The organism is Gracilimonas sp. (genome assembly GCF_031581265.1).
Classification (GTDB): domain Bacteria; phylum Bacteroidota; class Rhodothermia; order Balneolales; family Balneolaceae; genus Gracilimonas.
Genome location: NZ_JAVLBQ010000017.1, coordinates 1 through 22,289 on the forward strand (window position 1 = coordinate 1; position 22,289 = coordinate 22,289).

Annotated in this window: 21 protein-coding genes and 1 pseudogene; 9 read left to right on the top strand and 13 right to left on the bottom strand. The window is 40.3% G+C overall.

Features of this window, described 5'->3' with window-relative positions; translation table 11 throughout:
- The first annotated feature begins 117 nt into the window (after positions 1-117).
- The gene (locus RI561_RS07590) at positions 118-345 is read left to right on the top strand and encodes a four helix bundle protein (RefSeq protein WP_395079690.1); all 228 of its coding nucleotides are present in this window, start codon (positions 118-120) and stop codon (positions 343-345) included.
- A 63-nt stretch (positions 346-408) separates the two neighbouring features.
- Here the strand turns inward: RI561_RS07590 and RI561_RS07595 are convergent, their stop codons facing one another.
- The 8 genes and pseudogenes from RI561_RS07595 to lysC all read right to left on the bottom strand — a co-directional run bounded on the left by RI561_RS07595 (position 409) and on the right by lysC (position 6,867).
- Entirely contained in the window at positions 409-1,155 is a 747-nt protein-coding gene (locus RI561_RS07595; RefSeq protein WP_395079634.1) for a 2,3,4,5-tetrahydropyridine-2,6-dicarboxylate N-succinyltransferase, read from the bottom strand.
- 34 nt (positions 1,156-1,189) lie between these two features.
- Positions 1,190-2,074: a 4-hydroxy-tetrahydrodipicolinate synthase gene (gene dapA / locus RI561_RS07600; RefSeq protein ID WP_395079635.1), complete on the bottom strand. Its 885-nt coding sequence runs from the start codon at positions 2,072-2,074 to the stop codon at positions 1,190-1,192.
- A gap of 2 nt (positions 2,075-2,076) precedes the next feature.
- Positions 2,077-2,751: a dihydrodipicolinate reductase C-terminal domain-containing protein gene (locus tag RI561_RS07605; RefSeq protein ID WP_395079636.1), complete on the bottom strand. Its 675-nt coding sequence runs from the start codon at positions 2,749-2,751 to the stop codon at positions 2,077-2,079.
- 127 nt (positions 2,752-2,878) lie between these two features.
- Positions 2,879-3,364 carry an HlyD family efflux transporter periplasmic adaptor subunit gene (locus RI561_RS07610; RefSeq protein ID WP_395079637.1) on the bottom strand — a complete coding sequence of 162 codons (486 nt, stop codon included), beginning with the start codon at positions 3,362-3,364 and terminating at the stop codon, positions 2,879-2,881.
- Between the two features lie 15 nt (positions 3,365-3,379).
- Positions 3,380-3,961 carry a hypothetical protein gene (locus RI561_RS07615; RefSeq protein WP_395079638.1) on the bottom strand — a complete coding sequence of 194 codons (582 nt, stop codon included), beginning with the start codon at positions 3,959-3,961 and terminating at the stop codon, positions 3,380-3,382.
- A gap of 1 nt (position 3,962) precedes the next feature.
- Positions 3,963-4,649: a DUF4956 domain-containing protein gene (locus RI561_RS07620; protein ID WP_395079639.1), complete on the bottom strand. Its 687-nt coding sequence runs from the start codon at positions 4,647-4,649 to the stop codon at positions 3,963-3,965.
- A 1-nt stretch (position 4,650) separates the two neighbouring features.
- Positions 4,651-5,397: pseudogene (locus tag RI561_RS07625) on the bottom strand (VTC domain-containing protein).
- 135 nt (positions 5,398-5,532) lie between these two features.
- On the bottom strand, positions 5,533-6,867 hold the full coding sequence (lysC, locus tag RI561_RS07630) for a lysine-sensitive aspartokinase 3 (RefSeq protein WP_395079640.1): 1,335 nt from the start codon (positions 6,865-6,867) through the stop codon (positions 5,533-5,535).
- A gap of 182 nt (positions 6,868-7,049) precedes the next feature.
- Here lysC and RI561_RS07635 point away from each other — a divergent pair, with 182 nt between their 5' ends.
- The 5 genes from RI561_RS07635 to RI561_RS07655 all read left to right on the top strand — a co-directional run bounded on the left by RI561_RS07635 (position 7,050) and on the right by RI561_RS07655 (position 14,345).
- Positions 7,050-8,297 (top strand): DUF819 domain-containing protein, encoded by a 1,248-nt coding sequence (locus RI561_RS07635; protein WP_395079641.1) that lies wholly within the window; start codon positions 7,050-7,052, stop codon positions 8,295-8,297.
- A 134-nt stretch (positions 8,298-8,431) separates the two neighbouring features.
- The gene (locus RI561_RS07640) at positions 8,432-9,601 is read left to right on the top strand and encodes a serine hydrolase (protein WP_395079642.1); all 1,170 of its coding nucleotides are present in this window, start codon (positions 8,432-8,434) and stop codon (positions 9,599-9,601) included.
- Positions 9,594-10,079: a hypothetical protein gene (locus tag RI561_RS07645; protein ID WP_395079643.1), complete on the top strand. Its 486-nt coding sequence runs from the start codon at positions 9,594-9,596 to the stop codon at positions 10,077-10,079. Before RI561_RS07640 ends, RI561_RS07645 begins: the two co-directional genes overlap by 8 nt.
- A complete protein-coding gene (locus RI561_RS07650) occupies positions 10,076-10,789 on the top strand; it encodes an SAM-dependent methyltransferase (protein WP_395079644.1) in 714 nt (237 codons plus the stop codon). The genes RI561_RS07645 and RI561_RS07650 overlap by 4 nt, the downstream gene beginning before the upstream one ends.
- Before the next feature lie 355 nt (positions 10,790-11,144).
- The gene (locus RI561_RS07655; RefSeq protein ID WP_395079645.1) at positions 11,145-14,345 is read left to right on the top strand and encodes a glycosyl hydrolase; all 3,201 of its coding nucleotides are present in this window, start codon (positions 11,145-11,147) and stop codon (positions 14,343-14,345) included.
- Positions 14,346-14,419: 74 nt separating this feature from the next.
- Here the strand turns inward: RI561_RS07655 and RI561_RS07660 are convergent, their stop codons facing one another.
- The 3 genes from RI561_RS07660 to RI561_RS07670 form a co-directional block, all read right to left on the bottom strand.
- Positions 14,420-14,800: an ankyrin repeat domain-containing protein gene (locus RI561_RS07660; protein ID WP_395079646.1), complete on the bottom strand. Its 381-nt coding sequence runs from the start codon at positions 14,798-14,800 to the stop codon at positions 14,420-14,422.
- Positions 14,801-15,071: 271 nt separating this feature from the next.
- Positions 15,072-16,130: a PA0069 family radical SAM protein gene (locus tag RI561_RS07665; protein ID WP_395079647.1), complete on the bottom strand. Its 1,059-nt coding sequence runs from the start codon at positions 16,128-16,130 to the stop codon at positions 15,072-15,074.
- 118 nt (positions 16,131-16,248) lie between these two features.
- The gene (locus tag RI561_RS07670; protein ID WP_395079648.1) at positions 16,249-17,904 is read right to left on the bottom strand and encodes an amidohydrolase; all 1,656 of its coding nucleotides are present in this window, start codon (positions 17,902-17,904) and stop codon (positions 16,249-16,251) included.
- Positions 17,905-18,092: 188 nt separating this feature from the next.
- On the opposite strand from RI561_RS07670, the gene RI561_RS07675 reads away from it, so the two are divergent.
- Genes RI561_RS07675 through RI561_RS07685 form a run of 3 tightly spaced genes read left to right on the top strand, consistent with a single transcriptional unit; the run spans position 18,093 to position 20,133 of the window.
- Positions 18,093-18,959 carry a tetratricopeptide repeat protein gene (locus RI561_RS07675; RefSeq protein ID WP_395079649.1) on the top strand — a complete coding sequence of 289 codons (867 nt, stop codon included), beginning with the start codon at positions 18,093-18,095 and terminating at the stop codon, positions 18,957-18,959.
- A gap of 41 nt (positions 18,960-19,000) precedes the next feature.
- Positions 19,001-19,510 (top strand): hypothetical protein, encoded by a 510-nt coding sequence (locus RI561_RS07680; protein WP_395079650.1) that lies wholly within the window; start codon positions 19,001-19,003, stop codon positions 19,508-19,510.
- Positions 19,507-20,133 carry a sensor histidine kinase gene (locus tag RI561_RS07685; protein WP_395079651.1) on the top strand — a complete coding sequence of 209 codons (627 nt, stop codon included), beginning with the start codon at positions 19,507-19,509 and terminating at the stop codon, positions 20,131-20,133. The genes RI561_RS07680 and RI561_RS07685 overlap by 4 nt, the downstream gene beginning before the upstream one ends.
- 67 nt (positions 20,134-20,200) lie before the next feature.
- Here RI561_RS07685 and RI561_RS07690 read toward each other — a convergent pair whose 3' ends face one another.
- Positions 20,201-20,629, bottom strand: coding sequence for an NUDIX domain-containing protein (locus RI561_RS07690; RefSeq protein WP_395079652.1), 429 nt, complete (start codon positions 20,627-20,629; stop codon positions 20,201-20,203).
- A complete protein-coding gene (locus RI561_RS07695; RefSeq protein ID WP_395079653.1) occupies positions 20,629-22,284 on the bottom strand; it encodes a CTP synthase in 1,656 nt (551 codons plus the stop codon). The genes RI561_RS07690 and RI561_RS07695 overlap by 1 nt, the downstream gene beginning before the upstream one ends.
- Positions 22,285-22,289: the final 5 nt, after the last annotated feature.

Genomic DNA, 22,289 nt, shown 5'->3' on the forward strand with positions numbered 1-22,289 from the left:
AGGCCCTCAAAAATTTGATTAATCTTCTAAGTCAATTCTTAGTTCATTCGATGGGTTAAGTCCGACAGGCTCCTAGACATTCAAATTCGTAAAGCTTCTGTAAGCACAACTGCTAACATCGCAGAAGGTTATGGCAGATATCATTTTCAGGAAGGAATTCAATATTACAGAATATCCCGTGGGTCTCTATATGAATTAAAAGATCATTTAATATCATGCTATGATTTAAAGTATGTGAATAGGCAAATTTTAGACAAGGGATTACCTCTTATTGAGGAAGCTAAAAAACTTGTGAATGGCTTCATCAATTACCAAAAAAGACAAAAGAAAAATTTTAAAAAATAGGTTTTACCTTTTTATCTAATCTAAAATTCACCTATTCACATATTCCCTTATCCCTTATTTACCTCATCGAAGAGCATTTTCTAACTCAAGAGACGCATTACTCCCCTCATCTCTGTACTTCACGATAATAGGACAGGCCATACTTAAGCCTTTTTCTTTGGCCCAGTCGTTATTTACGGGACGAGTTCCGGGGATAACTACCGCATTTTCAGGAATATCTGAACCCCTTTCGAGCATTTTCTCATTTACAATATCATAAACAGGTACGGCCTTGGATAAGGTCACTCCGGGTGCAATTACAGCTCCCTTCTTGACCAGAATTCCTTCAACGATCACAGATCCGGCTCCAATAAAACAGTCATCTTCAATGATCACAGGATTCATGCCTACAGGCTCTAACACTCCACCAATTTGCACTCCTGCCGAAAGGTGTACATTCTTCCCCACTTGAGCACAAGATCCAACTAAAGCATGACTGTCTACCATTGACCCTTCATCCACAAAAGCGCCTACGTTGATATAAGCCGGTGGCATGATGATCACACTTGATGCTACATACGCGCCACGTCGTACAGAAGAACCACCGGGAACCAGTCTTACTCCATCTTCCGGTGCAAAATAACGGGGAGGCAAATTGTGTTTATCCACGAAGCCTTCATAAATACCTTCGTAAGAGGTGTTCTCACCATCTTTGAATGATTCAAGAATTGCTTCTTTAACTTCAACATTAGCCTCCCACCCATCAGCAGTTTTATTGGCCGCACGTAAAGTTCCTTCTTCTAATTGATTTAAAACGTCTTCGTAATTCATAGGTATAAGTTATTCAGTCTTCTATTAATATTCGTTATCGGTTACTAAACCATTCACTAATTTTTTTATCAGCATCAGTCAGCTCTTTCTCCGTTTCTTCGGAAATATCTCCCAATGAAAGTGGCAATCGTACCGTATCATTTTCAATCCACTTTTTGCGGTTTAATAGTACTTTAGCCGGAACAGGATTGGGTGCCTTAAAAAGAGCATCTGTTGCATTTTTCCAAAGTGGAAAAAGACTGTCTGTCTCTCCTTTCAGACACATTTCGGTATATTTATGGGTTGCCTTTGGCCAAACATTGGAGGCCACAGAAACCAACCCTACCCCTCCTTCATTTGAGAATGCCGGAGTCAACCCGTCATCGCCACTGTAGAAATTCACATTTGGTGCTTGCCTTCTAAATTCTTTGAATTCTTCTACACTTCCACTCGCCTCTTTTACTCCCAGTAAATGATCAAACTCTTCATCAAGACGAGCAGGTACACTTGGATGCATTTTCACTCCTGTACGTGATGGTACATTATATAGCATGCATGGAATTTCAGTCTCTCCCATCAATTCGCTAAACCATTCAAATTGTCCCTCAGCGCCGGGTTTTGCATATAGCGGAGTAACTAATAAAAGTGCATCCGGCTCAATTTCATTACAGAAATGAATGAAATCGGCTTGAGCGGGCAGATCAAAACCACCAATTCCTACCATCATTGGGACATCCAGATTGAGTTTTTTTATAAAACCTATAACTTCTCGTTTTTCTTCTTCATTCAGATTTAGTCCTTCACCGGTGCTTCCGAGTACCAATACCCCATTTCCGGCCTTTTCCTGCTTTCGGAGCAGAAACTCAAAACTTTCATAATCTACGCTTCCATCCGTATTCATTGGGGTGACGATTGCTGTCCATAGTGGGAATTTTAACATAATTATTGTTCCTCCATTACTTGGTCAAAAAGTTGACCAAAAGTACTTATTCCAGTTTCTATATTTGAATTATTCAACAGCTGTTTTGCAGCCCAGATAGCTCCCTCGGCAAATAATGCACGATCTAAAGCTTTGTGGCGAAGGGTAATTTCTTCGGTTGCTGTTCTTAATGTAAGTTCATGAATTCCTTTCACGTCCCCTTCTCTTGCTGATGTTACTTCAGCTTCTCTGTCTAGCCATTCTTTCCATGAAATAGCCGTTCCGCTGGGTGCATCTTTCTTGTGTATATGATGCACTTCGTGGATATGAAATTCCGGATCTTTTAATATCTCCGATCCTGCTGAAATAGCTTCAATACTTTTCCGGATGATATTCATCCCTAAGCTAAAATTTGAAGCTATTGCCCACTTTGTATTGTTGGCTTTAACTTTGTCTTCTAAATTTTCAGGCCAGTCATGACCTGTACTTCCCCAAGCAGCAGGAATACCGGACGCTATTACTTCATCGATAATATCAGCCACAGCATCGCCCGGAACAAAAATGATAACTGCATCAGATTTTTTTAATTTCTCAGCGGTTGGCGGATTACTTTGATCAAAGGTCTCGGAGAGGGTATCTCCAAGCAACTCCACAACTTTACCACCGGTTTTACCGGTTCCTATAACAGCAATTTTCATACATTAAAATTCAATTTTAATTAGCATTATAAGATATGAGTTTATCTGTTATTTTTTTAACAGCATTAAAATAGTTCTGCCTATTAGAGCTATAGGTTTAGCTGATCTAAAATAATTTAACCAAAATTTACTGATCTAAAACGATATCCACATACTCTCCGGGATAGAGCTTTAGTTCTTCGGAATGGACAACCTTAATTTGGACGGGTAATCCACTTTCTGAATTCAACCCGGGTCTGACTAACCCTCTTTCAATGAATTTTATTTGTCCGCCAACCTTGGTAATCTCAGAGGCGAAGTAACTACGATCAGGCCTTCTTGTCCTAACCTGAACTTTTACCCCGGGTTCAGGTTTCACAGTAAAAGGAGGGCGTACATATCCAAGTATATATTTGGGTTCTGTAGATTCGATACCAAAGATTGATTCACCTGCTCTCACAAACTCCCCGTCTCCTTTGTATATATTGCTTATTTTTCCGGTTATGGGTGCATAAATTATTCTTGGCTTTAACTCTTCTTCTACCACAGTTAATTCTTTTTCAAGTACATCTATCGCAGCGTTTACAGTGGCTGATGCATCACCAAAATTTATGTTTTCATTAATAGTCTCCAATTTGCTGCTTAGCTCCTAAGTTAATTCAATTTTTTCATCCAGTTCAGTTTGGGCAACTTGATATTCGCTTTCAATTAAGTCGAATTCTGATCTTGAAATGCCATCTTTATCGACTAGTATTTTCGCACGCTCATATTCTGCTTTCAACTGCTGAACCTCCACTTTAAGCGTTGCAACCTGAACTCTATAGTCAATATTATCAAGCCGTATACTTTCATAATCGAGTAAATTCCTTTGCTGGTTCAAATATGGTTCAAGACCTACTTCAACTTGGTTTATCATTGCCCTGATATGATCCAATCTCGCTTGTAAGTAGCTGCTGTCCACACGGGTTATCCTGGCCACTGGATCTCCCTTTTCAACATCATCAAATGGAGCTATGGAGTAATATTTTAGTGTTCCGTCATACGGACTTGCCACAAGTGAACTATCTGCCATTACTTTGGCTGTGAAACCAGCTTCTGTGACTCTTTTATTCCATAAGTAGAAAACAAAAAGGGCAATAAGTATAAATATAATTACAGGCAAAATTCGATGACGAAATTCCCTGATTTTCTGCTCTCTGGGGATGGGTATGGGTTCAAATGATTTTGACATACTATATCTCCGACTCGTCTTCTGCGGCCATGCTGGTCACTTTTTCGACGCCACTTATTTTATTGATTTCGTCAATCAGTTCCTGTTTCCTATTTGGGTCTCTGAGTAGAAGACGATAACTGAGTTGGGTAACTGAGCCTTCCTGTGTGGTATGCTGGGAAGCCAGCTTCGATTTTAATGCATGACGCTTCAGAAAATTATCGAGAGTTTGGAGGGCTGAAACGGGACGAGTCCAATTTAAATTCAAGATCAGGTCGTAGCGTTGACGAGCTCCAAAATTTGTGTACCAGATATACATCATAACAAAAGATGCTACAAACGTACCAATCAGAGCTGTTGTAAACTTCTGTGTACCACAAGCCATACCTATTACAATAAGAGACAAAATATATACGGTATCCAAGGTATCCCTCAAAACATTTCGAAAACGTACAATTGCAAAAACAGCAAGTAAGCTAAATGCGGTGACGAGATTATTATCCAGTATCATCATCACCAATGCTACGGTGATAGGGAGAATAATGAGTGAACTAACAAAAGTCCGAGAATAGGACAAACCTGTGTGTGTATACATGTATATCCAGGCTATTAGCTGTCCACATAAGAACGCGAGTAGCAGTGCAATTAGCAGCGTGGGAATATCTGTAGGAATTGGAGCTGTATCTCCAAAATTGAGTAGTTGTTCCATTTCAGGCGATCATCTTTCTTTTAATTCTGTTTATACCATCCACATACTTGGCAGCAGATAGTCTTCTGAGGTGAAAGTGCTGAGTTAACTCATTTAACCAATTGGGATAACGGTTGGTGAATTTTATTTCAAGTATTACGATGTTTCCAAACACTGAAACCGGGTTATCTTGTTTCAGTTTTAAGTTTAAGTTGTTTTACCTTTCTATGGTTACATCACGGTCGAAGGTGACCCGTACATCATTTGAGTCTTCTAACTCATAGGCTTCTCTGTAATATTGAACATGCATTTTGGGCTCGGCTTGAATTTCCCTGATTATCTGACAGATATGAAAAAGCACTTTAAATTGATCTGTCGTTAACTCTGGAAATTGCTCTTTAGCCGGAAGTGGTCCATAAACTAATTCCTCTAATGCAGCTATTGGTACTTTTGCCCTTTTCTTTACAATAACTTGATCATGACGCCTTTTCATTTCTAAAAAAGCAGTTTTCTAAGCCCCTGCATTTTCATAATACCGGATCCTCAATTTGTACCGGTTTCTATTCCCGTTGATAGTATAGTGATAGGTTTTATAATGTGGAGAATCCAAATACAAGCTATGTATGGGATAAGAAAGATTAGGCTGAGTTGCCCCATATTCATCCAGAATAAGGTGATTTCGAATAAAGTGCCTGATACTCTGAGCCTTTTGCTCATGTATCAAATACTTCAATTCGAACCGCTGCTTTTGCAACTTATCCGTATACATTACTATCTAATTCCACCCATTTTAGACGTGATATCACCCGATTACTGTTAAGTAATCTTAAACACATTATTAACTAATCGTAAATATAAAATTAGTGCACACCGCCTACAAATGAATTTTATCTAATAAATAATACTAACTCCCTTTCCCTATAAACTTATGATGCAACATTTTAACAATCCCTTCCGCTTCTTTATGATCTACTAAAAAGCACAAATTATTTGAACTGGCTCCATGACAAATCAAACGAATATTATATTGTTCAAGCGCCGAAAACAACGGTCCCCCAAGTCCTGATGTTTTCTGCATATCATTGCCTATTAACGCTATAAGCGCAAGGTTTTCTTCTACCGAAACTTCAGCAAATTCCCGTAATTCATCTAATACATCATCCGTCAATTCTACTTTATTGGCTGCGTTAACAGCGGTATCAAGGGTTAAAGCCACACTAACCTCACTGGTGCTTACCAAATCCACTGAAATTTTATGTTCAGCTAATACACGGAACAGTTGAGCCAAAAATCCATGCTGATGAAGCATCTGCAAACTGTTTACGGTGAGCAAGGTTTGGTCTTTACGGAGTGAAATTGCCCGAATAGCCGGTTTTTCCTCCGACTCCTTAACAATGAAAGTGCCCGGATTTTCAGGATCACTGCTGGAGGCCACCCGTACATTTACCCCACCCCGAATAGCCGGCTTTAAAGTTGCTGGATGAAGAACTTTCCCCCCAAAAACAGAAAGCTCGGCAGCCTCATCAAATGAAATCTCGTGTATTGGAAATGCTTCGGGTACAATACGCGGATCGGTGGTATAGACCCCGGCTACATCCGTCCAAATTTCGAGCGTATCGGCTCCAACGGCTTCAGCAAATAGTGCGGCTGAAAAATCACTTCCCCCGCGGCCTAATGTAGTGGTATTTCCAAAAATATCGGAACCAACGAAGCCTTGCGTTAGGTAGGTGGTTCCTTTATGAATATGTTCCTTTGCCTTGGCTTTAATGGATTTTAGCATCGGTTCAGCATTACCGAAAGTGGAATCCATTTTCATGATCTCTCGGGCATCCAGCCACTCTGCATCGATCCCATTTTGTTTCAATACTTCAACAAATATCTTGGTCGACATCATCTCACCAAAAGCATAGAGCCGATCTTTCCATCTCTTATCTCTGCCAACAAAATCCAAGTGCTCACGCAATTTCGAGAACTCCGTATAGAAACTATCTTTCAGTTTTTCCTCTTCTTCACATCGTTCAATGATGGCCAAATGGCGCTGCTCTATATTTCCAAGAAGTTCTTCTCTTGTGGTAGAATCTATATTGGAAGCTGAAAGAGCTACGAGATCGTTGGTAGTTCCTGATGTTGCACTTATAACTATAAGTTGACGGTTTTTATCTGCTGCTACAATTTGGGCACTTCGCTGCATGGCTTCAAAAGTACCTACGCTGGTGCCCCCAAATTTTGATACAATCATTAAAATATTGAATTGGTTATCAGTAAATGAGAACCTTAAAAATACGGAGTGTTTAAACCAATCCCTTATAAAAAAGCGCTATTTATTCATTTCTTACTGTATTCAACTACATTCCTTTCATGGCATATTCCCAAGAATTTTGTATTCTCCGACGAACTTAAATTTGACCTAACAAATTTTTCATGGATACGCCCTTAATAACCAGTGATGCGGTAACATTTGGACTATTAATGGCCATTTTGGCTGCTATTTTTATTACTTCACACAGTGATGACCCCAGGTGGAAAAAGTTCTACAAATTCGTACCCTCTCTGCTGTTATGCTATTTCATCCCATCTTTACTTACCACTTTTGGGATTGTATCAGAGGCAGATTCTAACCTCTATTATGTAGCCTCGAGGTATTTACTCCCCGCAAGTTTAGTGTTACTTACGTTAAGCATTGATTTGAAAGGGATCATAAACCTTGGACCCAAAGCGGTAATCATGTTCCTGGCCGGGACACTAAGTATTATGTTTGGCGGTCCTATTGCCATCCTTATTATAGGTACCATTAGTCCTGAAATTATTGGAGGAACTGGTCCTGAAGAAGTATGGCGTGGTCTTGCAACCATCGCCGGAAGCTGGATTGGTGGAGGTGCAAACCAAACAGCTATGCTCGAAATCTACGAACCAAGTACCGATCTTTTTGGAGCCATGGTTACTGTTGATATCATTGTGGCTAATATCTGGATGGCTTTTCTGCTTTACGGTGCCGGTATTTCTTCAAAAGTTGATTCTTGGTTTAAAGCTGATGCCTCGGCCATCGATGAGCTTAAACAGAACATTGCAGATTACCAGTCAAGTATTGCCCGTGTCCCTACCCTGGTTGATTTTACAAAAATAATGGCCATTGCTTTTTCACTGGTGGCACTTGGTCACCTCGCCGGTGATTTCATAGCTCCATGGATTACTGATAATGCGCCGAATTTATCTCGGTTGAGCTTAAATTCACCTTTTTTCTGGATCATTGTAGTAGCAACTACCGGTGGTCTTATCCTCTCATTCACTAAAGCCCGAAAACTTGAAGGAGCAGGAGCTTCAAAATTGGGAAGCTTGTTTCTTTATATCCTGGTAATGACTATCGGAATGAAAATGAATATTGCCTCCATGCTGGATGCACCCGGCTATTTTATTATTGGAGCCGTCTGGATTCTCATCCATGTGATCATACTTCTTGTAGTTGGAAAATTTATTAAAGCACCGTTTTTCTTTGTAGCTGTTGGAAGTCAGGCTAATGTGGGGGGCGCCGCTTCTGCTCCTATTGTTGCTTCTGCCTTCCATCCCGCTTTAGCGCCGGTTGGTGTTTTATTGGCTGTTCTCGGTTATGCGCTGGGAACCTACGGGGCCTGGTTAAGTGCCGAGATGATGCGTATTGTATCCGGGTTTTAAATTATAACCGGAACTACTGAATACTTTTTCATCAGGTATTGTTAAAGGTATTCATCAACTTTGGCAGGATATGCACGGTTGTTATTCGTATCTTTAAACGCATCATTTACAATTTCATCAAATGCACAAAATTCTTGAAGAGAGCACTTAAGTTTTTACTCGTTTTTTTGATAGTGGCAGCGGCAGTTTTTGCCATGGTTATCGGCCTTAATTATTCCGGCTTCGAAACCCTTTTTGAAAATAAAGAAGGCATGGCCGAAGGAAGCGAGTATATCGAAAACACCTATTCCCTTGCCGGACTTGCCGAGTTTGTGGGCGAGCACCCTGAGTGGATTTCTATAACTTCATATAACATCAATGATCCGGATTCAGGTATTTTTTATCAGGAGGATGTACCTCGAGCACTGGGAGCTACTTCCAACTTATTCCTTCTTATGGAGTATGAGCGGCAGGTGGCTGAGGGAATGCTTGATCCAAGCGAAACTGTAACTATAGATCAAATACAAAAATTTGCTTTACCGGAGATCAGCGAAAACAATCATCAAAAGTTTGTGGATGAGTTTGAAGGCCAATCTGCTACACTCGATGATATTGTAGAGGCTATGCTCCAAAACAGCGATCTTGTTGCTGCTGATTATCTTTGGTTCAAAGTGGGCGAAGAAAATATCCGAACTTTAGTGGATACTTTGAATCTTTCGCAAACAACCCTGCCGCTACCTTTCAGTGGGATGTACATGCGAATAAATCCAAGCCTTAATGACACTGCTGAACTCAAAAATATGGAGTTTGATCGTTTTGCCGCTGAGTCTATCAGTGCTGCTGAAAGATTGAAGGATGATCCCCATTTCAACAACCAAGTAAAAGCACAGTTCAAAGACGACCGAATTTCCTTGACGTTCATGCAGGAACGCGACGCCCTGGCCTATTTTCCAAGGGCTACCACCCGACAACTGGCTGACCTTATAGCACAGATATGGAATAATGAAGTGCTTTCAGAAGAAATTTCTACACAAATTAATGAAAAGTTACGCTGGCCAATGGGCTCGGAGCCAATAACCCGAAGTTTTGAAGATTATGGAGCCATCTATGATAACCGAATGGGTCTTTTAGGCGGTATTGATTTCGGTACTTCTATTTATGATGGTCATACGTCCGTTCAAGCCGTCTTTTTTGATCAGCTGCCGGTTGGTTTCTGGGTTCATATGAGCGCCAATCACATGCAAGAAGATTATCAACAGCGGTTGATATGGGATCCTGCACTTTACGAGAAAACCCTCAACCAAATCAATTCTAATAATGAATAACTATCGGTGGCTGAATTTATATTGGCTGATTCCTGCATACCTGATTTTCCTGGTCATACAGCAGGGCTTAGTACACAAAGGATCGATTGATACATATGAAAATGGCGAAACCTACCTTGCTGAAGTCACTGATTTTGAGATTAAGCAAATTGCCGCACAAGCCAACGGTTATATTGATATCCGCTTTGAAATAGATGGAGAAGTGATTGAACGAAGAATGACACTTTCCATACAAATGGCACAGGAACTCATGGAGAGCTCAAACATCCCCATTCGTTATAAACCGGATTCATTTCAGGAAATCGTGTTGTATCCAACCTATCAGATTCAAAGAAGTACCTCTTTTTTTAATATGAGTGTAGCAGGAATCGGTGTAGTTGTTACCGTAATTGCCGGTTTTTTTGTAAATCGCTACATACGGCGTAAAGTACAAAACAGTGATGATGAAAAGTTTGATATAGAACGGGTTGACTCATGAATACCGGAACGCTTTATCTTATTCCTACAACGCTTGGTAAAACACCGGAAAATAACACCCTCCCAGAGTACACCCTTGATATCTTGAGAAAACTGGATGTACTTATGGTTGAGAACCTTCGCTCGGCAACTTCCTTTTTACAATGGGTAGGAGATACGATTCCCGAATACGAAATTGATTTCTATCAGCTCAACAAAAAAACTGCCGATCAGGATATTCACGAACTTCTTAAACCTCTTTTGGATGGTAAAGATGCGGGAGTATTATCTGAAGCAGGAGCACCTGCGGTGGCAGATCCGGGTGCAAGACTGGTTAAACTGGCACATCAGTATAGAATTAAGGTTGTTCCTTTAGTGGGTCCCTCTTCCATCTTACTGGCACTTATGGCTTCAGGCTTTAATGGCCAAAGTTTTGCTTTTCACGGCTACCTGCCGATGGATCAAAAAAAGCGGAAGTCTATGATCTCTCAACTTGAGGGGGAATCAAGGCGTCATGATCGTACACAAATTTTCATGGAAACTCCATATCGAAATAATGAATTGTTAAAGGATATACTGTCCACGTGTAATCCTACTACCGGGTTGTGCGTCGCCACAGACATTACCCTTCCAACCGAAGAAATACAGTCTAAATATATTTCAGAATGGAAATCAGGGAAACTTCCTAACCTGAACAAACGTCCCACCATTTTTCTTATCTACGGTAAATAAAAAATTCCATTTAGCTTTCAAGCTCATCCATTTTGACGAGTTTACAAGTTTACAACATTATTTAGAGAACTTGCGAACACCCAAAGCCCCTCACTTTCCAGCTAATCCCCGTAACGCTCGCAGGACCTAAGGACGCTACGAGGTTACTCCTCTAAAAGTATGTTTTAAATATCATGAGGTTCCAAATATCCCAATTTCAGTGAGGGCCTCTTCCTGCCAATACTTTTTACTTCGTAAATCACTTTATTTTAATACATTCAAGGACGGACATATCAATTCTTATTGTTGGGTAAAAACTCACAGAATTGACGATAAACTAAGCTCTTATAATTTAATACTAACTAACTACGGTTTTATGATGTATAGATACTTTAAACCACTACTCTTCTTCTCTTTTATACTACTATTTACTTTTGGAATTTCTTCTACTGCTGAAGCTCAAGTTTTTGGGCACGGCGAAGAAATTGACAATCCTGATTACGAACAAACCTTGTTTCAGGAACTAGAATATCGCAACATTGGCCCATTCAGAGGTGGACGTTCGGTTGCTGTTGCAGGCCATGCCGACCAGCCCCACACCTATTATACCGGCTTTACCGGCGGAGGTGTTTATAAGACAACCGATGGCGGTATTAACTGGTACAACGTTTCCGATGGATATTTCAAAACCGGATCGGTTGGTGCCCTTTCAGTTGCCCCTTCTAATGAAAACGTAATTTATGCGGGCATGGGCGAAACCTGTATACGCGGAAATATGTCGGCCGGAGATGGCATGTATCGGTCTGTTGACGGAGGTAAAAGCTGGGAGCACATTGGCCTTGGCGACTCTCATTTTATTGGGAAGATTGTAGTCCATCCTGATAACGAAGATGTAGTTTGGGTTGCTGTTCTTGGACATGCTTTCGGAACGATAGGAAATACAGAACGCGGTGTATTTAAAACTACAAATGGTGGCGAAACCTGGGAGCGTGTGTTGTATCACGATGAAAAAACAGGTGCTGTTGATATTGAGATTGATCCCAATAACCCGCGTATTTTATATGCATCGTTATGGGAGGCCTACCGTAATCCCTGGGAAATGTCGAGTGGCGGTGAAGGCAGTGGTCTTTACAAAAGTACCGATGGTGGAAATAATTGGGAATATATCTCTCAGCGTCCTGGCCTGCCCAAAGGAATATCAGGTAAAATTGGCGTAGCTATTTCACCATTAGATTCAGACCGTGTATGGACAATCATCGAGAATGAAAATGGTGGTGTTTTCAGGTCTGACGACGCAGGTGAAACCTGGCAACGAACCAGCAGTGACCGAAATCTTAGACAACGTGCCTGGTACTACACACACATCGTTGCAGGAACTAAAGATGTAGATGAAGTCTATGTATTGAATGTAAGTTTTCACAAATCTACTGACGGTGGACAAAGTTTTGACCGAATAGGAACTCCTCACGGAGATCATCACGACTTATGGATTGCTCCTAATGATCCAAACAGAATGATTGTTGCTGATGACGGTGGCGGACAAGTTACTTATAACGGTGGCGAAAGCTGGTCTTCTTATCACAAGTATGCAACGGCTCAATTCTATCAAGTGATCACAGATAATCAATTTCCATACAGAATATATGGTGCACAGCAAGATAACAGTACCGTCGGGATTTTAAGCCGAACTGCCGGCGGTGGTATTGACGAAAGAGACTGGGCCCCCGTAGCCGGTGGAGAAAGTGGATATATTGCTCCTGATCCTGATGATCCTAATGTAACCTATGGTGGTAGTTATGGTGGATACTTCAACAAATTCAACGATTTCACGAACCAAAGTAACCGAATTGATGTATGGCCGGATAACCCAATGGGTGCCGGTGCCGAAGATCTGAAATACCGGTTCCAGTGGACGTTCCCTATCTACATTTCACCCCATGATTCTGATATTCTTTATGCCACTTCTCAATATGTTCATCGATCAGATGATGAGGGAATGAGCTGGGAAACTATCAGTGGCGACTTGACGAGAAATGATAAATCTAAACAAGGTGAGTCTGGTGGTCCCATCACTAAAGATGACACCAGTGTGGAGTATTACAATACCGTGTTCACCTTTGCAGAATCGCCTGTAGAGCCGGGTGTTTTATGGACAGGAGCAGATGATGGCCTTATTCATGTTAGTAGAGACAATGGTGAAACCTGGACTGAAGTAACCCCCGACGGAATGCCCGAAGCCATGGCAAGTATCATTGATCCTTCTCCTCATGATCCTGCTACTGCATACTTAGCTGCTACCCGGTATAAGTTTGATGACTTTTCAGCAATGCTATACAAGACTTCGAATTACGGCAGAAGTTGGACAAAGATTACCAACGGTATTCCTGAGGGTGATTTCACTCGGGTAATTCGTGAAGATCCCAACAGACAGGGACTGCTTTATGCCGGAACCGAAACCGGACTTTATGTTTCATTTAATGACGGTAATAAATGGCAGCCGCTACAACTCAACCTGCCGAGCGTACCTATCACAGATTTGGCCGTTCACAAAAGAGATAAAGACTTAGTAGTTGCAACCCAAGGACGTTCATTCTGGATTTTAGATGACCTGCCTGTTTTGCATCAATTAAATAATGAACTTAAAAGTGCTGATTACCACCTCTTTAAACCGGAAAAAACGTACTTATTCGGATATCACTCAAATATTGGTCCCGGAGAAACGGTGGGTGAAAATCCTAAAGACGGTGTTGTTGTTTATTACAATCTCAATGAAGTGCCTGAAGGAGAAGTCCAACTGCAATTTCTTGAAGCGGATGGCTCTTTAATTCGAACATATTCAAGTGAAGAAACCCTTGAGGGTCAACCTGTAGAGGAATCGGATGAGTTCTATGAAGAAGAGCATGATGTCCCCTCGGATGTACTTACTACAAAAGAAGGTAACAACCTATTTGAGTGGAACATGAGATATCCCGGTGCAACGGATATTGACGGACGGCAAATACTTTGGGCCGGTTCCACGGCAGGACCAAGTGCTATTCCGGGTATGTATGAAGTCCGTTTGATTGTGGAAGATGAGGTAGTAGGAAGCCAGACTTTTGAAATCACAAAAGATCCTCGTATTGAAACTACTCAAGAAGATTTCCAGGCTCAGTTCGACCTACATCAAACCATAATAGCTAAGCTTGATACTACGCATAAGACCATTAATAGAATTCGTACGGTTCGTGATCAAATCAATGAAGTGAAATCTGATTATGCCGGTAATACTGAAATTCAGGAAAGAGCCGACGCCATGCTTCAAGTTCTCAGTGAAGTTGAAAGTGCGCTGATGCAAACCAAGGCTGAATCTTATCAGGATGTATTAAATTATCCAATTAAGCTGAATAATAAACTCGCCTCCCTGGCAAGTACCGTAGCTACCGGAGACAGTCGGCCTACGCAGCAGCAAATGGAAGTATATCTTGACCTTGCTGAACAAGTGGATGAGCAGTTAGAAAAAGTAGCGCCTATTTTTGAAGGTGAGTTACCGGATCTCATTCAGGAAATCGAGCAACGAGATATACCTATCGAAAACTAAATGGTTTATATTCAAAAAAGAAAAGCAGTGATGAATAATCACTGCTTTTTTTATGCTTTGGAAATTTTATAGAATCAATGTGCGCCTGCTGCTTCTAACAACTCGACCACATTATCGTGGTGATGCGTTATGGCCTGATCTTTTGCTGACCATCCCCTGTTATCATGAACATCGACATCACTGCTGTGTTCAATTAAATTTTGTACAATTACGTAATGACCATTTGCCGATGCCCAATACAACGCCGAAGTTCCCCTATTATCGCGATGATCAACTTCAGCACCATGTGAAATTAAAAACTCTACGATATCTTTGTGGCCATACTTTGCTGCTTTTAGCAATGCTGTTCTATCGTGGCTGTCTTTAGTGTTAACGTCTACTCCATCGTTAACTAGTCCTATTATTGTTTCAAGGTCACCGTTCTCTGCGGCTTCAAGAAATGTTTCCTCATTCATAATTATTCCTCCTCAATTGAGTATTTAGATTGGCTTCTGAATTGTAATTTGAGAGAACCCAAATGTCAAATTAGAAATACTGACTTTTATTGAAGATTAGATGAAGCAGAAATAAAATCGCATAAAAAAAGCCCGATATCTATAACATTGAGGACTAAATAAAGCTACTTATTTTAAAATCTCGTTTTTCGATATCGGGCAACTAACTACACCTATTAAGACGAATCTCAACTCAAAAAGTTCCATACCTTTGTAAAAAAGTATTTTAAACTTAAAATAATTTGAGCTGTGAACCAGAAGGGCGGATAAAATGATCCGTTGTCAATTTCTGAGTTCTCTCATTCAAACCAAGTTTCTTAGTCTGCACTTTAAATAAATCTGATATTTGTTGAGCAAAATTTCCTTCGCCTTTCATTCTTGTTCCCCATTCAGAATTATTGAGTTTCCCATCTCTAATATCTAAAATCTTGTTCAATACTTTCTTCTTTCTCTCTGGGTAATGCTGTCCTAACCATTCCGAAAACATATCTTTTACCTTATATGGTAAGCGAAGCATGGTATATCCGGCATGAGTTGCGCCAGCGGCCGCAGCTTTTTCCAATATTTTTGCACATTCATGGTCAGTGAGACCTGGTATAATTGGTGCCACATTTACGCCAACCGGAATACCGGCAGATGATAATTGCTTAATCGCTTCCAGTCGCCGTTTGGGTCTAGATGTTCTGGGTTCCATTACACCAGCAAGGTCCTTATCAAGAGTTGTAATTGAAATGGTTACGCTTACACAGTTATAGTCGTTAAGTTCGCATAGTACATCAATATCTCTTGTAATCAGGTAATTCTTAGTAATTAAACCAACCGGATTTCTATATTCAGCCATCACTTCTAAACAACGTCTTGTCAGCTCAAGTTTACGCTCTATGGGTTGATAAATGTCGGTAACACCACTCATCGCTATAATTTGTGGCTTCCACTTCGTTTCTCCCAACTCCTTTTTCAGTAATTCAGGTGCATCGTATTTCACAATAATTTTTGATTCAAAGTCCAAACCGGATGAATACCCCAAATATTCATGATAGGGACGAGCGTAGCAGTATATACATCCGTGCTCACATCCACGATAGGGATTTATACTGGCATTGAAGCCTATATCTTCACTTTTGTTATAGGTGATTACAGAATTTGTATGATCGGCTATTAACTTAGTCTTGGGAGCAGGTTTTTCGCCGGTCTCTTCGTCTACATCATAATCGATATAATTTCCTTCAAAACGATTTACCGGGTTATCGGATGCCCCTCTTCCTCTTAATGGATTTTTTGAATTACTCATGACTGATTTATATACATATTTTGCACATATAATATATGTAATCAACCAGAGTAATAAAACAAAAAAGGCCTGACAAATTTGCCAGGCCTTTCATGTATAAATACGTAGATTTTAACGCTTAATTACCAAACACCTTTTCGCCTGCAACCCATGTCTGCAAAACTTCTGTTTGCCAGATTTCAATAGCCGGAACTTCAAAAAAGTCTCGGTCTATCACAATAAAATCGGCCCATTTTCCGGGTTCTAAGCTACCTAAAACGTCTTCTTGGTGAGCTGCATAAGCTGCATCGATCGTAAAAGATCTAAAGGTTTCTTCGCGACTTAAGGCTTCCTCAGCATACCATCCTTCCGGAGGATTTCCTTCATGGTCTTGACGAGTTACGGATGAGTATAACCCGTAAAAAGGATTTACGTGCTCAACCGGAAAATCTGAGCCATTGGCTATAATTGTTCCCTGATCCAAAAACTTTTGCCACGCATATCCACCCTCTATTCTGTCCGGTCCTACTCTGTCTTCAGCCATATTCATATCGCTTGTAGCGTGAGTAGCCTGCATTGATGCAATGATACCCAACTCCTTAAACCGGGGAATATCAGACAAAGATACAATTTGGGCATGCTCAATACGATGGCGAAGTCCCTGATCTCCAAATTCTTCAATAGCTTGTTCAAAAGCATCAAGAACAACATCATTAGCCCGATCTCCAATAGCGTGAATATTGGTTTGATATCCGTTAGAGATTGATTTGTCGACCATTTGATTTAATTCCTCTTGCTCATAGAACAATAAACCACGATTCCCGGGATCATCTGAATAAGGTTCTTTCATGGCAGCACCACGACTACCCAATGCGCCATCTGCTGAAATTTTCACGCTTCGAAGTGCCAGCCGGTCATTTGCATAAGAATCAATAGGGCCATTTTGTGAAAGCTCATCAAAGTCGTTCCCGGTTCCTCCAATCATTGCATAAATTCGGGTATTCATTTTCCCTTGATCAGCAAAATCTTTGTATAATTCCCAGGTTTGCGATGAAATTCCTGCGTCATGAACGGAGGTCAATCCTTCACTTGCCATTTTTTCAAGAGCCTTCTCAAGAGCTAACTTTCGTTCTTGATCTGTTGGCTCCGGAATGATTTGTGCAATATAGTTTTCAGCAGCATCAATAAATACCCCGGTTGCTTGGCCACTTGCATCACGAATAATTTTTCCGCCTTGGGGGTCGGGCGTCTCTTTGCTGATGTTTGCCATTTCCATAGCCATGGTGTTAGCCCAGGCCGCGTGTCCATCAACCCGAGTCAACCAAACAGGACGATCATCAACCACTTCATCTAAATCGGCAGCTGTGGGAAATTCATTTTCCGGCCACAGGGTTTGATTCCATCCTCTTCCCTGTATCCATTCCAGGTCAGGGTTTGCTTCTGCATAAGCTTTAAGGGTATCAAGCGTGGCTTCCAGTGTTTCAATACCCGCAAGATTTACGTTCAGCTCCTGAAATCCAAGTCCCATAACGTGTCCGTGTGCATCAATAAGTCCGGGTAAGACTGTTTTTCCTTCAAGGTTGAATACTTCTCCGCCGTTAACTTCACCGGCCAATTCATCTCCTCCAACTTCTTTCACTTTGCCATCTTCAATAACCATGGTTCTAAAAGTGACCAGTGAATCGCCCATAAAGGTATATCCATTAGCATTTATAAACGTTTTTACATCAGTATTTGTAGTGCAGGCAAATGCGAATAAAGCTATAATAAATAGAGTGCCCAATAATTTTTTCATCTCAATGATTTAGTTAGAATTTCCAGAATATAAGGAATGTAGTTGGTTTTGATAAGCATATCGGAAAGGGAATTCAAACTTTAGCATTCATTTTCATTTTTATGCCCAAAAACTTTCTACTATGTATTGAATGTTTAGCCAAAAGAGGCTATTTACATGAGTCAACCTCACTCAACTATCATTTAAAAATGCGTTCGGCTTTTATATTATCGGTAGCAATATTTCTGGTGCTTTTTGTGCCAAAAAATAGCTACAGTCAGCAACAAGAGGCGGACAGCCTTTATCAAAGTTTACAAAGGAATGCACCCGGCAACTTACTGCCCGATACTTCTAATATAAACACTCTAAATGATTTGGCTACCAATTACCGCTACACTGATATGGATAGTCTCCTCAAGTATGTTGAGTTGGCACAACAGCTTGCCGAAGATATTGGATATTCAAAGGGATATTTTGAGTCCTTATACCTAAGAGGGTGGTATCATTTTTATAAAGGTGAATACAGAAAATCACTTGAAGTTTCTAATTCGGGACTTGCCCATCCTGATATTTTTAACTTTCCTGAAAAAGAAGCTCTTCTTAACCAGTTAATTGGCACCTCTTATGCCTCACAGGGGGACTATCATCTGGGATTGAATTATTTTTTAAGAGCCTTAGAACTATATCGTCAAGTAGATAAGGATATTGACGAGTTTCAGATTCTGAATAATATTGGCGTAAGTTACTTTCAGCTTGAGGATTATGAAAGAGCCCTTGAAATTTTTGAAGAATTAGATTCCCTTCGCACTTTAAGTTCCCAATCAATATCGTTGCCGGTGAATCTTGGATTTATTAATTACGAGCTTGGTAACCTTGATGAAGCTGAAAAACAGTTAATGCGAATCATTAATTATGAAGGTGAGGAGTTTGATCAAAGAGCTATCGGCTTATCTACTTATAAACTTGGTCAAATTTATTTACAGCGAAACCAATATCCATTGGCTTTAGAAAACTTTAATCGCTCTATTGAAGTCTATGATCAGTATGAGAAGAACTTGAAAAAGTACAATCATTAAACGGAAAAGCACTCACACATTTAGAACTCGATAACCTTGACTTGGCTTTAGAATTTGCCCTACAAACCAATGAAATATCAAATGAATATGACGGACTTCCTGAAAAAAATGAATCCTCTGAAACACTGTATAAAGTATATAAGGAGAGAGATAATACGGATGAGGCACTAAAATACCTGGAGATACATGAATCCTATGCCGACAGTCTCCATAATGCCGAAATTAGCCGTGAAGTGGGTAGGCTCGAAGCAGAATATGAATATCGGGAAAGGGAATCGGAGCTAAGAGAAATTCAACAACAGCAAGATCTTGAAAATGCCAATAAAGTTGCCAATCGTAACATATTTATACTTATCGCCTTATCACTTTTCATGATTGCCGCAGTATTTGCTTATAACCAATACCGTAATTCTAAAATACGAGAAAAAGCTAATAATCTTCTGCGCGAAAAAAATAAGCAGATCAAGGAACAGGCAGAACGGTTAGAAGAAATGAATGATATTAAAACGCATTTTTTTCTATTATCGCTCACGACCTCAGAGGTCCGTTGAGTTCTTTACATGGGTTTATCACTCTTAATGAGATGAACCGGCTCAAGGAAGAAGATATCAAAGAAATGATTCAACACTTGGCAGATAAGTTTAAATATACCTCAACTCTGCTGAATAACTTATTGAGTTGGGCTCGTAGTCAGCTTGACGGGTACAGTGTTGAACCTACCTCTTTTAATATCTACAATCAGGTTGATGAAAATATAAATGTGCTTTCTCATCAGGCCAATGAAAAAAACATCACAATAATAAATGAAACACCTGAAGATACTTCCGTTTACGCTGATAAAAATATGATTAATCTCGTTATCCTTAATTTGCTGTCCAATGCCATCAAATTCACACGTAATAACGGTGAAATTAAGATTAACGCCACTGCTCGAGATTCTGAAGTCAAACTTTGCTTTGAAGATAATGGTATAGGGATTCCGCCAGATAAACTTGAAGTCCTATTTGAGCAAAGCAACTTCTATACTACAGATGGAACCAATGATGAAAAAGGAACGGGTTTAGGACTAATGCTTTGTAGCGATTTTGTTGCTAAAAACAACGGAAAAATTTGGGCTGAAAGTGAAGAAGGAAAAGGCAGTACCTTTTGTATAACACTCCCAATTGATAAGTAAAATAAAGCTTTACAAGCAGCTCTTAATTTAAGTATCACTGTTTTATGTGGTGATAACGTAGAGTCGACTACAAAAATGCTTTCATTTCTTTTATCAGGAAATCCGGAGCTGTTCGTATTTTTTCTAACTCTTTATGTGTAAAAAATCCAATGTCCCTGATAATTTGTTTTTCTTTAGAGAGTTCCGGATCAGATCCCAACGTTAGTTCTCCTCCAACCCTTTTAACAAGATGATAAAACTCAATGGCATGTATCGGAGTTTTTATTACCTCGTTCACCTTTAAACGCTTTAGGACTGAAATGTCCAGTCCTGTTTCTTCCCTGAATTCCCGAATAAGCGCCTCTTCAATAGTTTCCCCAAATTTGACAGCACCACCCGGAGGCAACCAAGTCCATTTTTTAGTCACCGGAGATTTTAATTCTACCAGTAAAATTTTTCCTTCTTCGATTAGAACTCCGCATGAACGCACACGAAGTCTGCCGGAATAATTATCCATTATTCTTCGACTACAGGGGCTGCTCTATTAGTGCTTTGATAAGTATCAGTAGCTTTGGCTTGCTTTAAACTCGTTTTCACAAAATCCACAAAAAGCTGATGGGGATTATTGACGGTACTTTTCAATTCTGGATGAAATTGGACTCCTACAAACCAAGGGTGATCAGGGATTTCGATAATTTCCACTAAATCTCTTTCGGGGTTCATCCCTGCCAGTATCATACCATTTTCAGTAAGTTTGTAGCGTAAATTATTATTCACTTCGTATCTGTGTCGGTGGCGCTCTTCTATTAACTCTTCCCCATAAGCTTCTAAAGATCTGGATCCCTTTCTCAACTTACAGTCGTATGTACCCAGCCGCATAGTTCCTCCCATTTCCTCAATATCTTTCTGATCATGCATGATATCAATTATGGGATATTCGGTATTTTCATCAAACTCAGTACTATTTGCCTCGGTCCACCCACAAACATTTTGAGCATATTCTATGACTGCACACTGCATGCCTAAACAAATACCAAAAAATGGAATTCCCTTTGTTCTTGCGTATTCAACAGCAGCCAACTTCCCGGATATTCCACGTCCACCAAAACCGGGAGCTACCAAAATACCGGAAACATCCTTTAACTGATTTGCCACATTACCTTTGGAAAGTTCATCGGATTGAATCCATTTTATGTTAACCTTACAGTCATTCACTGCACCGGCATGAATAAATGCTTCTACTATAGATTTATAGGAGTCATGGTGTTCAACATACTTACCTACAAGTGCGATATTAATTTCTCCGGATGGATTACAAACAGCTTCTACAAAACCAATCCAGTTGTCAAGCTTGGGCTCAGTGGTTTCAAGCTTTAGCTTTTCAATAACACGCTTATCCAAGCCCTCTTTTTGCATCAAAAGTGGCACTTCATAAATACTGTTGGCATCAAGAGATTCAATTACATCCTCTAAATCCACATTGCAGAACTGAGCTACTTTTCTTCGGATGGTTTCATCCAAAGGATACTCAGAGCGACATACCAAAATATCCGGCTGCAATCCACTTTCAGATAAAGTTTTTACGGAATGCTGAGTAGGTTTGGTCTTAAGTTCTCCGGCTGCTGCCAAATACGGCACTAAAGTCAAATGAATGTTGAGCGTATTTTGGCGACCTACATTGTAACGAAGTTGGCGAACAGCTTCTATGTAAGGCAAACTTTCAATATCTCCTACTGTGCCTCCAATCTCTACAATAACAAGGTCATAATCACCGGATTGACCGAGCTTCAAAACATGGGACTGAATTTCATCCGTAATATGCGGGATAACTTGCACCGTTTTACCGAGATAAGCTCCCTGACGTTCCTTTGTTATTACATCATAATAGATACGACCGGTAGTCACATTATTGCTTTGGGACGTTTTTATATCGAGGAATCGTTCATAATGGCCAAGGTCAAGATCGGTTTCAGCACCATCGTCAGTCACATAAACTTCCCCGTGTTCGTATGGATTCATAGTACCCGGATCCACATTGATGTAGGGATCTAGCTTTTGGATAGTTACTTTTAATCCTTGGGCAACGAGTAAACGCCCCAAAGATGCACAGATGATTCCTTTACCGAGTGAAGATGTAACTCCTCCGGTTACAAAAATATATTTGGTAGACATGCGAG